Source organism: Streptomyces sp. V4I23 (assembly GCF_030817975.1).
Classification (GTDB): domain Bacteria; phylum Actinomycetota; class Actinomycetes; order Streptomycetales; family Streptomycetaceae; genus Streptomyces.
The window spans coordinates 230086-242997 of record NZ_JAUSZW010000001.1 but is presented as its reverse complement, the minus strand read 5'-3'; the positions used below and the strand labels follow the sequence as shown (position 1 = coordinate 242997).

Sequence of the window (12912 nt, the reverse complement as noted above, 5' to 3'; positions counted from 1 at the left end):
CTCAGTTGGTTTTTGTTTAGCTTGCTTCGCGCCACATGGCCAGGGGGTCGTATTCGGTGGGGATGTGTCCTGTGTGCAGTCGCATGGCTGCTTCGCGCAGGATTTGGGGTGTCTTGTTGCCGTGTACGAAGAGGTGGTCGCCTTCGACGGTGCGCACGGTGAAGCCGGCGGGGGCGTAGTCGGCCCATTCGATGATGCCGTGCAGGGGGGAGATGGTGTCCCGGCGTGCGGCCAGGGCGAGGAGTGGGGCTTGGAGTGGGGTTCGTTCAGCGGTAAGGAGTGCTTGGGCGAGGTGTAGGTCGTCTCGCACGACGGGGAGTACGTGTTGTTCCCACAGCCGGCCGCCTTGGGCGGCTTGGGGTGGCAGGGTCTGGTGGGCGACCAGCAGTTGCAGCAGTTCACGGTCGGGCAGTTCCAGACCGGTCTGCAAGGGAGAGGCCAGGTGAGGGGCTTGAGTGGCCCCGATGACGACCAGTGCCGGGGAGGGAAGGCCGGCCCGTTCCCGGGCGCGTGCGAAGTTATAGGCCACCAGGCCGCCCATGCTATGCCCGTAAAGGATGTAGGGGTGAGTGTTGAGGGTATCACCGAGCTGTGTGTGGAGTTCTTCGATGAGCTGGTCGGCATCGGTGATCCTTGGCTCCGCCTTGCGCTGGTCACGCCCCGGCAGGGTTACGGGAACAACCTCAGCGGCCTCGCCGATGATTTTCTGCCACGAGGCGAAGGCCGAAGAACCCGCGCCCGCGTGGTGGAAGCAGACCAGCTTCGGCCGCTCCAGCGAGCCACGCCGACGACGAGCAACTTCAAGATCATTATGCCGGGAGTCGGTTATCAGTCGCATGGTCTTTTTTTCCTTTCAGGGCGGAAGGTGCATCACCATGTGGTGCGATCGCCTTCTGCAAGTAACTACGGGCGGGTTGACCACGAGACCGTCCGCACCGTGTCACAGCCCTGTGACAGACAACCCGCCACCACACCCCCTGGTCGCACCACCCCAGACAGCGAAACACGACAACCGCAGCGGGATTGAAGTGAGACACCTTCCGCTTTCCGAACGTGATCGTTTGGTTCGGGGGTCTGTCAAACGAGCGGCCCTGTCTCATATTCGGTGGTGACTGAACCGCCCCGGGTCCGGTAGAGATTGAGGTGACTCCCGGAGTGTGGACACAGGGGTTCATGCTGCGAGTTGGAGTTTAGCCTCGGGCTTTCATGACAGCTCGCCAGTTCATCTGGCGGGCTGTTTCTGTCTGTGCTGTGGGTTTCGGGCATGACATCGCCCCGGCAGTCGCGTCGGGTGGGCGCCGGGTTCCACTGCTCCGGTGGGCTTGCGCTGCCCGTAGGGACGAGAAAGTGTTGGTCAGCCGGGGCTGGGGAGGGCTTCGAGTCGTGCCCACGCGTCGGTGATCAGGTTGGTCCAAGGCCAGTGTTTCGCGAGGCGGAGGATGCGGCGGCGGCCGGTGGTGACCAACTGGGCAGCGATGGAGAACAGCCGCAGGCGCAGGCGTTTGGGCTCCCACACCCGGGCGGTGCCGGCCAGAGCGAGCATGGGCATCCAGGCGAGCAGGTCGAGGGCGATCTGGACGATCTCCAGCCAGATCTGGTTCTGCGCGGTGTCGTGCAGGGGCAAATTGCGCAGGCCGGTGGCGCGGGCGGCGCGGATGCGGTCCTCGGCCCTCGCGCGCTGGCGGTGCCGCAGTTCGAGCGCGGCGATCGGAGCATGCTTGGTGTTGGTGGCGAAGCAGGTCAGGCGCATGCCGTCGGCGTCGGTGAAGCGCAGTTGGGCGCCGGGGTGCGGGCGTTCCTTCCGCACGATCAGCCGCATCTCCTTGGGCCAGCCGGTCAGGCAGTCGCCGTCGAGTTCGGCGACCCAGGCACCGTCGCGGATCTCGCCGTCGGGCTCGACGGCCGGCGTCCAGGCCGATGCCGGGACCTTCCCGACGGCCTGGTGGATGGCATCGGTGATGGTCATGCCGACCGAGTAGGACAGCCACCGGCCGCGCGCGGAAAGCCAGTCCACGAACTCGTGGGTGCCGCCGCCCGAGTCGGTGCGGATCAGCGTCCGCCGTCCGCGCCGGTACTTCTTCGGCAGCTGCTTCAGGGCGATCCTGGCGGCTTCGATGTGGTCCGCAGCGGTGTTGCTGCCCGCGTTCCCGGGCCGCAGCAGCCCGGCCACCGGCTCCCCGGACCCGCCCCGGCCGTGGTCGACGAACCCCATCAGCGGATGGTGCCCGAACGTCTTTTTCCAGGTCGCGGCCGCATCCTGCTTCTCGGAATGCGCGATCACCAGCACCCCGCCCAGGTCCACGACCACCTGCCCGCCGGCGTCCGGAGCTTCCTCACCGGCCAACGTCCACACACATTCACGGACTTGAGAGCGGGCCTGCCGCAGTGCGGTCAGAGCACGCTTCCCACCCGCTGCCAGCGTGTCGATCAGCCGGGATACCGTCGGATCGGAGGCCACCGGCCCGAACATGGCCGGTTCGGCCCGCAGCAGACCGACGTCTGCCAGGCAGTCCCCACCCAGCGCGACCGCGAGCGCCACATCCAGCAGGACCTTGCCCGGATCATGCACCGCCCGCGGCCTTCGCCACGGCTCAAGCGCCGCCGATATCGCCTGATCCAGACCGGACTTGCGGATCGTCTCCACCAGCAGCACACCACCGGCCTGGGACACCACCCCGCGGCCACCGCCCTCGACGCGGACACGCGGGTAGGACCCGATACGCTTCTTCACCTGGAGAGTGCTTCTTTCCTGCGACGACCTGGACACTAGACAAGTCCCATCGTTGCAGGTCAGGAGCACTCTCTGCGTTTCTGATCACCCACCGGACGCCCTGCCTCATGAAAGCGCGAGGTTAGCTGTCTTGTGGTGCTGCTGTTCGAACTCCATCGGGGAGAGGTAGCCCAGCGCGCTGTGGCGGCGGCGGGCGTTGTAGTAGGTGAGCCACTGGAATATCTCCAGCCTCGCCTGCCGCATAGTCACGAACAGCTTCCCGTGCATCGTCTCCCTCTTCAGCCTCTGTCAGAAACTCTCGGCGAGGGCATTGTCGTAACTCGAGCCGACCCTGCCCATGCTCCTGCGGATGCCGTGCCGGTCGCAGACCTGGGCGAACGCGGCCGAGGTGTACTGCGAACCCCTGTCCGCGTGGAAGATCACCCCGGAGATGTCGCCACCGCGGGCCGCGACCGCGGCCTGGAGCGCGTCGATGACGAGTTCGGCCCGCATGTGCGGGGCCATCGAGTAGCCGAGCACCCGGCGCGAGCGGATGTCGATGACGCAGGCGAGATAGAGCCACACGGCGCCGACCTGTACGTATGTGATGTCGCCGCACCACTTCTCGTCCAGAGCCCCGGCGGCGAAGTCCCGCTGGACCAGGTCCGGCACTGGTGGCGCGAGCCGGTCTGCGACGGTGGTGCGCTTCTTCCTGCGCAGGTGGCGGCCGACGATGTTGTGCTTGCGCATCAGCCTGGCGACCCGCTTGCGGTTGACGGTGTGGCCGAAGCCGCGTAATTCGGCATGGATGCGCTACGCGCCGTAGTTCCCGCGGTGTTCGGCATGAATCTCGCGGATCTCGGTGACCAGGGCGTCCTCAGCGGTCTGCCGCTCGGCCCGCGCCTCGGCCCCGGCGATCCACCGGTAGTAGCCGGAGCGGGAGATTCCCGGTACCCGGCATATCCGCTTGATGCCGAAGGCCTCGGCGTGGGCGGAGACGAAGTCCCAAGCGGCGGTCTTCACTTCATCTCCCGGGCGAAATAGGCCGCTGCCCGGCGAAGGATCTCCCGCTCCAGCTGCCATTCCTTCTCGTTCTTCAGCAGCCGGGCATTGTCTGCCCGCAGCCGGGCCCGCTCGGCCTCGGTCTCCTGGGACGCAGCGGCGGCAGGCGGTGCGTCGGCGTTACGCACCCAGCTGCGGAGCGTCTCGGGGTTGACATCCAGATCGGCCGCGACGTCCTTGAACGTCCTTCTGCCGGCCGAAGCCCGCCACAACGCGATCGCGTCGGACCGGAACTCCGCACTGTACTTCGAGGGCCTTGCCACGTGGATCTACACCTTCCAGAATCACCAAGATCCATTGTCAGGTGTGTCCACACCGCGGGGATCACCTCACACCCTCGACGAAATCAAGACCCACCTGGGCGGGTCGCACCTGGTATTGCGGTCCCAGCACCCCGACGGAGCCGAGCAGGAACTCTACGGCTTCCTGCTCGTCCACCACGCCATCCGACAACTGATGCACCAGGTCGCACAACAAGCCGACCGAGACCCCGACCGGATCTCCTTCACCCGCTCACTGCGCGTCGTGCGCCGCCAGGTCACCGACCAGGCGGCACTTTCCCCCCGGCAGACTCGCCCGCGCCATCAAAGCCACCCACGCTGAACTCCTCGAACGCCTCCTGCCACCGCGACGCCGCCGGTCCAACCCCCGCGTCATCAAACGCAAAATCGCCAGCTGGCCCCTCAAACGCGCCGCCCACCGCGTTACAGACCACCCACGCGTTCCGGCCATCACCATTGTCGATGCCACCAAGCCCAAACGGGTCAAGCGAATACAAACGCCCTAACCTCGCCGTTTCGGTTGGGGCGGTGAGGCGTCGCTGAGGGGCAACTGTCGGGTGACCGATGCGATTTCGGTGTTCGGACATGGCGGAGTCCCGGCGCGGTGGTCGGGTTCTCCAGGATCCTTCGGGTCGTGGCGGGCAGGGTTGCCGGTCAGTCGGCGGGACGGGGCAGTGCTGCGAGGCGATGGAAGGCCGTGGCCAGTTCGTGTCTCCAGGGCCAGGTCGCTGATATCCGCAAGCGCAGGCGTCGGCCGCCGCGGGTGAGGCGGGCGGCGACGTGCAGCAGCCGGTAGCGGAGCTTCTTCGGCTCGGCGGTGGCCAGCTCCCCGTCCAGCAGCAGGACACGGGTCCAGGCCATCAGGTCGATCGCCGTGAGGCTGAGTTCGAGCCAGACGGTGTTGATGGCGAAGTCGCGGGAGGGGAAGCGGCCGAAGCCGGTGGTTTTGCCGCACCGGATGTGGTCCTCGACGCATGCATGCCCGCGGTGACGGACCTCCAGGAACTGGGCGGAACCACCACCGGAGTAGGGGGTGTCGGTGAGGAACACCTGATGCCGCAGGCCCTCGTCGAGGTCGAACAGGGACAGCTGGGCGCCGGGGTGCGGGCGCTCGCGGCGCACGATGATGCGGGTGCCGACGGGGTAGCCGGTCAGGTCGACCATGTCGGTCAGCTCGGCGACCTCGGCGCCATCACGCAGCGTCCCGTCCTGGTCCAGGGCGGGATGCCAGAGGCGGTCGGGCAGGGCCCGGACAGCGCGGCGGACCGGCTCGGTGATGGCGTATCCGACCGAGAAGAAGGTACGAATTCCTCGTTTCCGCACGTCGCGGATGTGGGCGAGGAAGGCTTTCGCGGATCCGGCGCTGTCGGCGCGGACCAGGATGTCGGTGCCGTGCCGGTGAGCGTCGGGGATCTGCGCGAGCGCCTGGTCGAGGACCGTGATGTGGTCGCTTGCGGTGTTGGCTCCGGAGTTCCCGGGCCGAAGCCGCCCCGACACGGCCTCGCCGGTGTTCGCGAGGAAACACAGCAGCGGATGGAAGCCGAAGCCGCCCTTATAGGTGGGTGCGGCCTGTTCCTTTTCCGAGTGGCAGGTGACCAGCGTGGCGTCGAGGTCCAGGACCAGGCCGGGAAGTTCTCGTCCGCCGGCCCGAGCAGCAGGTATGCCCTCGCCGGTCTCGGCGGCCTGCATCCAGGCGACTTCCCGGGCTGAAGCGCGGGCCGCTCGCAGCGAAGCGAGTGCAGCCTCGTCGGTGTCGGCGAGCAACCGCCAAGCCGTGGGCGTGGAGGCGACCGGGCCGAACACCTCGCCCTGGTCCCGCAGCACGGCCAGATCCGCGATCGCCTCACCGCCGTCGGCGAGCATCACCGCGAGATCGGTGGCGACCCGGCCCGGATCATGCCCGGTCCCGCGCGGCCGAAGCGGCCTGAGAGCGGCGGAGTACGCGGCGGTCAGCCCGGTGGCATCGGCAAGATCCGCCAGCAACCGTGCCCCGGCATGCCCGACCACCCCCGAACCATCGGCACTGACATGGACCTTGGGACGCAACCCGATAGCCTGCACGTAGAAAGTGCCCTCCGCCTGGACCGACAGAACCCCTCAGCAAGGTTCATCGTCCCAGGTCAGGAAGGCACTTTCGCGTTTCCGCCCCAAAGCCAGCCGTACCCAACCGAAACGGCGAGGCTAACTGGTCGTTTCAGAATGAGTTGAGCTGCGGGTCTTGTGCTCAACGATCTTGGTCGGCAGGGTGTCCGGGGTGCGCGCTGATCTTGTTCCTGACGACCTGTGGGAGCGGGTGGCCCCGCTGCTGCCGCCCGCTCCTGAGCGCCGCCGCCGCTATCCCGGGCGGCTGCGCGTTCCTGACCGGGCGGCGCTCGCCGGCGTCATGTACGTGCTGCGGACGGGTGTCGCGTGGCGCGACGTCCCCATGGAGACAGTGGGCTGCTCCGGAGTGACGGCCTGGCGTCGGCTGCGGGATTGGACTGAGGCCGGCGTGTGGCCGCGCCTGCACGCTGCCTTGTTGACCGAGCTTCGACGCGCCGACCTGCTGGACCTGGATGACTGCTCCGTGGACGGGTCGCACGTCCGGGCTCTCAAAGGGGGGATCACGTCGGCCCCTCACCTGTCGACCGCGCCCGCCCCGGCTCGAAGCACCACCTGATCGTCGACTGTCACGGAACCCCGCTCGCCGTCACCCTCGCTGGCGGCAACCGGCACGACGTCACCCAGCTCCTGCCGCTGCTGGAGGCCATCCCACCGATTGGGGGACTTCGGGGACGCCCCCGCCGCAGGCCCCGGCGTCTGTATGCGGACCGGGGCTATGACTTCGACAAGTACCGCCGCCTGCTGTGGAAGCGGGGCATCAAGCCGTTGATCGCGCGACGCGGTGTCGTCCACGGTTCCGGACTGGGCAAGGTGCGCTGGGTGGTCGAGCGTGCCTTGTGCGCCACGAGGCGCTCTGTTTGTATCCCCGGCTCAGCCGGGAGGAACTCGGAAGGAGGTTCCTGGGCCCGATGACTTACCTGGATCCGAAAGGCGAAGGGGACAAAAGCATGTCAGAAAACCAGTGACCGGGCTCAGTTGTCGGAGACGGTGTGCTGGGTGGCCCGCGCGATATGGCGAAGACTGGATTGTTTGAAGCCCAATCTCCAGAAGATGCAAGTTCCCATCCGCCGGAAAGACATCTGAAACCGGTGCCGCGCTCTGCTCTGGCTTCGATTGTGTGGCCGGAGCAACTTCCGGAGCACGGAGCGATGTTCAGCGAGGACATTCAAGGAGATGAGTGGGACGCCTGTGTCGCGCTAGAACGTACAGACAGAGACGAACGTGGGATCGCCTACGGGACGCGAGTCCTATGGCGACGGAGGCCCCGTAGTAGTCGCCGGAGTCACGCCCGGCCAGGGAGGACGGGAAAGCCGTTCACAGGGCGAAGGGGGCCAGGTGATTCGGACACTCGAATCCGGGAGGTATGCGGAATGCAAAGCGCCAAAACGGTGCTGGGTGTCCTGCGTGAACGCGGCAGGCGCGGCCTGCCGTGCAATGAACTGTATAGGCAACTGTTCAACCCGCAGTTGTATCTGCTGGCCTACGGGCGCATTTACGCCAACCACGGCGCGATGACGCCCGGGGTCACGTCGGAAACCGTGGACGGTATGTCACAGCGGAAGATCGGCCGGATCATTGAAGCGATGCGTCACGAGCGTTACCGCTTCAAGCCGGTCCGACGCATCCATATCCCGAAGAAGAACGGGAAGACGCGCCCGCTGGGGCTGCCGACCTGGTCGGACAAGCTCGTTGGAGAAGTGGTCCGCCTGTTATTAGAGGCGTACTACGAGCCAACGTTCTCCGACCGCTCACATGGATTTCGTCCCCGCCGAGGCTGCCACACCGCGTTGCGGGAGGTGGACCACACCTGGACCGGGACATCCTGGTTCATCGAAGGGGACATCGCCGACTGCTTCGGCAGCCTGGACCACCAGGTCCTGCTGTCGATCCTCGGCGAAAAGATCCATGACCAGCGGTTTCTACGGCTGGTGCGCAACATGCTGACAGCCGGATACCTGGAGGACTGGAGATGGGGCACCACGCTCTCCGGAGCGCCGCAAGGCGGAGTGGCCTCCCCAATCCTGTCCAACATCTACCTGCACAAGTTGGATGAGTTTGTAGAAACGGTTCTGATTCCGGAGTACACCCGAGGAGACCGCCGGGCCCGAAACCCGGCTTACCTGGAGTTGCAGAATCTGCTGGCGAAAGCCCGCCGGCGCGGCGATCGGGCCCAGGCCCGTGCGTTGCGTCAGCGGATGGTCAGCCTGCCGAGCGCGGATCCCAATGATCCGGCATATCGCAGGCTGCGCTACATACGCTACGCGGACGATCACCTCCTCGGTTTCACCGGACCGAAAGCCGAGGCCGAGCAGATCAAACAACGCCTGGCCCAGTTCCTGCGTGACAAACTCAAGCTGGAACTGTCCCAGGAAAAGACGCTGATCACCCATGCCCGCACCCGGGCAGCTAGGTTTCTCGGCTATGAGATCACGACCCAGCACAACGACACGAAGAAAACCGGCCGTTACCGTCGGGTCAACGGTCAGATAGCACTCCGTGTTCCACGGGACGTGATCAAAGCCAAGTGCGCCCCCTATATCGCCCGCGGGAAACCCGCGAAGAAGACGGCCCTGACCAACAGCAGCGATCACGCGATCGTGGCGACCTTCGGGACCATCTACCGGGGCGTCGTCCAGTACTACCTGCTCGCCGGAGACGTCTTCCGGCTGCACCGGCTGCAATGGGTCATGGAGACCTCCATGCTCAAAACTCTCGCAGCCAAGCACCGTTCGTCAGTGTCGAAGATGGCCGCCAAGCACAAGACCAGAATCGACACCCCCAACGGGCCCCGAGTGTGCTTCGAGGCCCGTATCGAGCGGAAGAACAGGAAACCACTGGTGGCACGGTTCGGCGGGATTCCCCTCCAACGGCAGCGGGCGGCAGAACTCGCCGATCGCGAGCCGGTACGGGTGGACTATCCGCAGAAGGAACTCATCGCGAGACTCCTCGCGGACACCTGCGAGATCTGCGGAAGCAAGGGCAACGTGCAAGTGCACCACGTCCGCGCTCTCGCCGACCTCGCACATTCCGGATGGCAGCCTTCCGACTGGGCGCGCGTCATGCTCCACCGGCGACGCAAAACCGTCGTGGCCTGCGACACCTGCCACGACCGTATCCACTCAGAACGGCCAGCCAGACCACTCACGCAGTAGTCACTGGAGAGCCGGATGACCGGGAAACCGTCATGTCCGGTTCGGCGGGAGGCCGCGCGGAACAGGACTCGCCCCCACGGCAAGCACCTCGCCGCGCGGCCGACCCAACCGCCTGGCTGCACCAGTTCAAACGGCTCCGCACCCGCTACGAGCGACGCGCCGATCTCCACCAGGGCCTGCTCGAACTGGCTTGCAGTCTCATATGCCTCCGCCGCCTACGAACCTCGCCCTGAAGCGATCAGTTGGCTACGCTGAACCACCCCGGCCGCACCTCGTTCAGAAGCGGTTGCAGCGACCGCACTGCGGACCGCATGTCCTGATCCGTGACCTCAAGAGGCTCCGGCAGGCTCAGCCCATACCCGCGTAGCCGCCAGGGGTCGAAGATTTCGCTCCCGTCGGCTGCAAAGTCCACATCGACCTCAGTGCCGTTGTCGCTCACGAAGCGGCACCCTGCCCCATGAACCTTGTACGAGTAGGTGCCGACGTGATCACTCCGGCTGATCCAGCGCGAACGGGCCAGGCCGACGATGTCCGCCAGTCGCTCAAGCGAGGGGATCGCCCCCTTCATGGCCTCATCAATCGCGTTCAGAGCGCGGACGTAACCGAGCACGAGGTCTCGCGCAGCCCCAACCCGTTCCATACGGCGTCATCTCCCCTGAGCCCGTGGCTGAAAGGATTGTTCCATGGGGCCGCCAGCGTCTCCGCAGGACGGCATTCTGAAACGATCAGTAAGTTACCGGTATTGAGGCTAGGCAGGACAATGCCCGCCCCTGGCGGCGAGCGCGTCACACCTCGGTGGTTGGTCGGTTGTGCGCCCCCCGCAGAGTGCGTTCGACGCGGTCCGCAACCAGCCTCATGAATCGTGACGGGTCGTCGGGCATGCCGCCCTCGGCGAGAAGCGCCAGACCATAGACGAGTTCGACCATCTCGTCCAGGTCGGTCTCAGCGTAGTTCTGCCCCTCGGTGTGCGCCTTGTTGAGGCCGCTGATCAACGCGTGGCCCGGGTTGAGTTCGAGGATGCGCTTAGTGTAGGCGACGTCCTGACCCATGGCGCGGTACATGTTCTCCAAGGCCGGCGTGATGTCGTGCGTGTCAGAGACGAGGCAGGCGGGCGATACGGTCAGGCGGGAGGAGAGTCGTACTTCCTTGACGTCCTGGCCAAGCCGGTCGGTCATCCATGTCAGCAGCTCCGCGTACTCCTGCTGCAGTTTCTCGCGCGCGGTCTCGGTTGCCTTCTCGTCCTCGGCGGTGCCCAGGTCGACATCGCCCTTCGCGACGGACCGCAGTTGCTTTCCGTCGAACGCCGGCACGGCATCGACCCACACCTCGTCGACGGGGTCGGTCAGCAGCAGCACCTCCATGCCTTTGGCTTGGAAGGCTTCCATGTGCGGTGAGTTCTCGATCGCCTGACGGGACTCACCCGTCAGGTAGTAAATGTGCTCCTGCCCGTCCTTCATACGTTCGACGTACTGCTTGAGGAGGGTCGGTTCGTTCTTGTCGTGCGTCGAGGGGAACGAGCAGACGGAAAGAATGGCATCGCGGTTGTCGAAGTCGCTCAGCAGCCCTTCCTTGAGGGCACGACCAAACTCCCGCCAGAGGGTGGCGTAACGCTCCGGAGCGTTCGACATCAGATCTCTGATGGTCGCCAGGACCTTCTTCGTCAATCGGCGGCGCATCATCTGTATCTGGCGGTCTTGCTGCAGGATCTCTCGGGAGACGTTGAGCGACAGGTCGTGTGCGTCGACTACGCCCTTGACGAAGCGAAGGTAGGGCGGCAGGAGTGCTTCGCAGTCCTCCATGATGAGGACTCGCTTCACATACAGCTGGATACCGCGGTTGTAGCCCTGCATGAAGAGGTCGTGTTGGGCGTGCGAGGGGATGAACAGCAGGGCCTGATACTCGAAGGTGCCTTCCGCCTGTAGCCGGAAGGTCTCCAGCGGATCCATCCAGTCGTGGCTGATGTGCTTGTACAGCTCGTGGTATTCGTCGTCGCACACCTCGTCCCGTGAACGCGCCCACAGCGCCTTCATTGAATTCAGTGTCTCGGGCTCGGGCAGGGTGTCCGCGCCGTCTTCCCCGGACTCTGCGGTGGTCGTCTGGGCGGCCATCCTGATGGGCCAGGTGATGAAGTCCGAGTACCGTTTGACGATCTCCTGGATCTTCCCGGCTGAGGTGTAGTCGTGGAGCTGGTTCTCGGTATCCGCGGGCTTGAGGAGGAGCGTGACCGAGGTGCCCTGTGGTGCTTCGTCGACGGTCTCGATCATATAGGTGCCCTCGCCGTTTGACGTCCAGCGTGTGCCCTGACACTCTCCGGCTCGCCGGGTCAGCAGGGTGACCTTGTCTGCCACCATGAACGCAGAGTAGAACCCAATACCGAACTGCCCGATGAGACTGTCGGTGGCGCCTGTGTCCTCGGATTCCTTCCACGCCTGCAGGAACTTCGCGGTCCCGGAGTTGGCTATCGTGCCGATGAGCTGGACCACCTCGTCGTACGACATGCCGATGCCGTTGTCCCGCACGGTCAGAGTGCGGGCCTCCGTGTCGGCCTCGATGCCGATGTGAAGATCGGACACGTCCGCGCCGAGTGTGTCATCGCGCAGAGTCTCAAGGCGCAGCTTGTCGAGCGCGTCCGAGGCGTTGGAGATGAGCTCGCGCAGAAATACATCCTTGCTCGAGTAGACCGAATGGATCACCATCTGCAAGAGCTGACGCGCTTCTACCTGGAATTCGTGGGTCTCAGTCGTCATGACTCGTGATTCCTCCTCGGGGTATGACGTTACGGCGACATACTCAAGCACGGTATGGCCGCGCTGAGTAGCTTGATCGGAAGGTTGTGCCTGGCACGGTTACACCCGGCACCCGGCACCCGGCACCCGGCGAGCCGCCCTCCCCTTGGAGGTTCTCCCGTGTGGGATGTATCCAGTGAGGGCGAGGTTGTCGAGTCGGGCGAGGCCGAGCATGGCCTGGTGAACGCCCTTGCCCCTGAGACGGCAGTCCCGCAGCACCTTCCAGTTCTTCAGCCGGGACAAGGTGTACCACCCGGGCTCGGGCCCCGCGATGGACCGTGTTCTCCGCCTCCTTCTCCAAATCAGGCGTTCTTGACCAGGCCGTTTGCCGTGCGGTATGAGAGCCCAGGTTCCCTGGTGTCGGCCATCGGCGATGACCGGTTCCGCGGCAGGTTCGGTCGCCACCGACTCGGCAAACGCCCGGCAGTTGTTGCGACTGCCCGGCAGCGGAATGCCGATCGCCACGAGGAGGCGGCTGTTGACGCCGATGACCACCTGTAGGTTGGTCGCGTACCGGCAGCTGGACGAGGAGACGCTGCGATCGCGGGTAGGCACCAGCTTGCCCTCCACCATGTAGACGGTGTCCTTGCGCGGCCGGCGGGCCGGAGAGACCGTCAGCAGCGGGTCGAGGTGATCGAGGATGCGATCGGCCGCGGACTTCGAGATCCGGAACCACGGCGCCACCTGCCGCAGCGTGAGACTCGTGCGCCAGCACGTGGCCGCCAGCATGACCCGGCCCGGCCCCCCGCGGCAGTCGCCACGGCCGGCCCCTCTGCACATCCCCACCACGCCGCCGCACCAACGCCACCAGCGTATCG

At 65.6% G+C, this 12912-nt stretch carries 7 protein-coding genes and 4 pseudogenes; 4 read left to right on the top strand and 7 right to left on the bottom strand.

Going from position 1 to position 12912, the window contains the following annotated elements; all coding sequences use genetic code 11:
• Window positions 1–16: 16 nt before the first annotated feature.
• The 3 genes and pseudogenes from QFZ82_RS01000 to QFZ82_RS00990 all read right to left on the bottom strand — a co-directional run bounded on the left by QFZ82_RS01000 (window position 17) and on the right by QFZ82_RS00990 (window position 4035).
• Entirely contained in the window at window positions 17–838 is an 822-nt protein-coding gene (locus QFZ82_RS01000; protein ID WP_307711218.1) for a thioesterase II family protein, read from the bottom strand.
• A 516-nt stretch (window positions 839–1354) separates the two neighbouring features.
• On the bottom strand, window positions 1355–2731 hold the full coding sequence (locus QFZ82_RS00995) for an IS1380 family transposase (protein ID WP_307711320.1): 1377 nt from the start codon (window positions 2729–2731) through the stop codon (window positions 1355–1357).
• A 105-nt stretch (window positions 2732–2836) separates the two neighbouring features.
• Window positions 2837–4035 (bottom strand): annotated as a pseudogene (locus tag QFZ82_RS00990) (IS3 family transposase).
• A 43-nt stretch (window positions 4036–4078) separates the two neighbouring features.
• On the opposite strand from QFZ82_RS00990, the gene QFZ82_RS00985 reads away from it, so the two are divergent.
• Window positions 4079–4375, top strand: a complete 297-nt coding sequence (locus QFZ82_RS00985; protein ID WP_307711319.1) for a hypothetical protein — start codon at window positions 4079–4081, stop codon at window positions 4373–4375.
• A 332-nt stretch (window positions 4376–4707) separates the two neighbouring features.
• Here QFZ82_RS00985 and QFZ82_RS00980 read toward each other — a convergent pair whose 3' ends face one another.
• Window positions 4708–6114: an IS1380 family transposase gene (locus QFZ82_RS00980; RefSeq protein ID WP_307711223.1), complete on the bottom strand. Its 1407-nt coding sequence runs from the start codon at window positions 6112–6114 to the stop codon at window positions 4708–4710.
• Window positions 6115–6307: 193 nt separating this feature from the next.
• Here QFZ82_RS00980 and QFZ82_RS00975 point away from each other — a divergent pair.
• From QFZ82_RS00975 to QFZ82_RS00965, 3 genes and pseudogenes are all read left to right on the top strand, one after another.
• Window positions 6308–6990: pseudogene (locus QFZ82_RS00975) on the top strand (IS5 family transposase); the annotation flags it as partial.
• Between the two features lie 536 nt (window positions 6991–7526).
• The gene (locus tag QFZ82_RS00970) at window positions 7527–9308 is read left to right on the top strand and encodes a reverse transcriptase/maturase family protein (protein ID WP_307711302.1); all 1782 of its coding nucleotides are present in this window, start codon (window positions 7527–7529) and stop codon (window positions 9306–9308) included.
• A 110-nt stretch (window positions 9309–9418) separates the two neighbouring features.
• Window positions 9419–9541 (top strand): annotated as a pseudogene (locus QFZ82_RS00965) (IS5/IS1182 family transposase); the annotation flags it as partial.
• A gap of 5 nt (window positions 9542–9546) precedes the next feature.
• On the opposite strand, the gene QFZ82_RS00960 reads toward QFZ82_RS00965, so the two are convergent.
• From QFZ82_RS00960 to QFZ82_RS00950, 3 genes and pseudogenes are all read right to left on the bottom strand, one after another.
• Complete coding sequence (locus QFZ82_RS00960) at window positions 9547–9948, bottom strand: hypothetical protein (protein WP_307711318.1); 402 nt, start codon at window positions 9946–9948, stop codon at window positions 9547–9549.
• Window positions 9949–10093: 145 nt separating this feature from the next.
• Window positions 10094–12055 (bottom strand): molecular chaperone HtpG, encoded by a 1962-nt coding sequence (gene htpG, locus QFZ82_RS00955; protein WP_307711317.1) that lies wholly within the window; start codon window positions 12053–12055, stop codon window positions 10094–10096.
• Between the two features lie 171 nt (window positions 12056–12226).
• Window positions 12227–12905, bottom strand: a pseudogene (locus QFZ82_RS00950) (IS5/IS1182 family transposase); the annotation flags it as partial.
• Window positions 12906–12912: the final 7 nt, after the last annotated feature.

Coding starts and splice junctions, on each gene's coding strand:
- QFZ82_RS01000 (WP_307711218.1), bottom strand. CDS start 838: ATGCGACTGATAACCGACTCCCGGCATAATGATCTTGAAGTTGCTCGT.
- QFZ82_RS00970 (WP_307711302.1), top strand. CDS start 7,527: ATGCAAAGCGCCAAAACGGTGCTGGGTGTCCTGCGTGAACGCGGCAGG.
- QFZ82_RS00960 (WP_307711318.1), bottom strand. CDS start 9,948: ATGGAACGGGTTGGGGCTGCGCGAGACCTCGTGCTCGGTTACGTCCGC.
- htpG (WP_307711317.1), bottom strand. CDS start 12,055: ATGACGACTGAGACCCACGAATTCCAGGTAGAAGCGCGTCAGCTCTTG.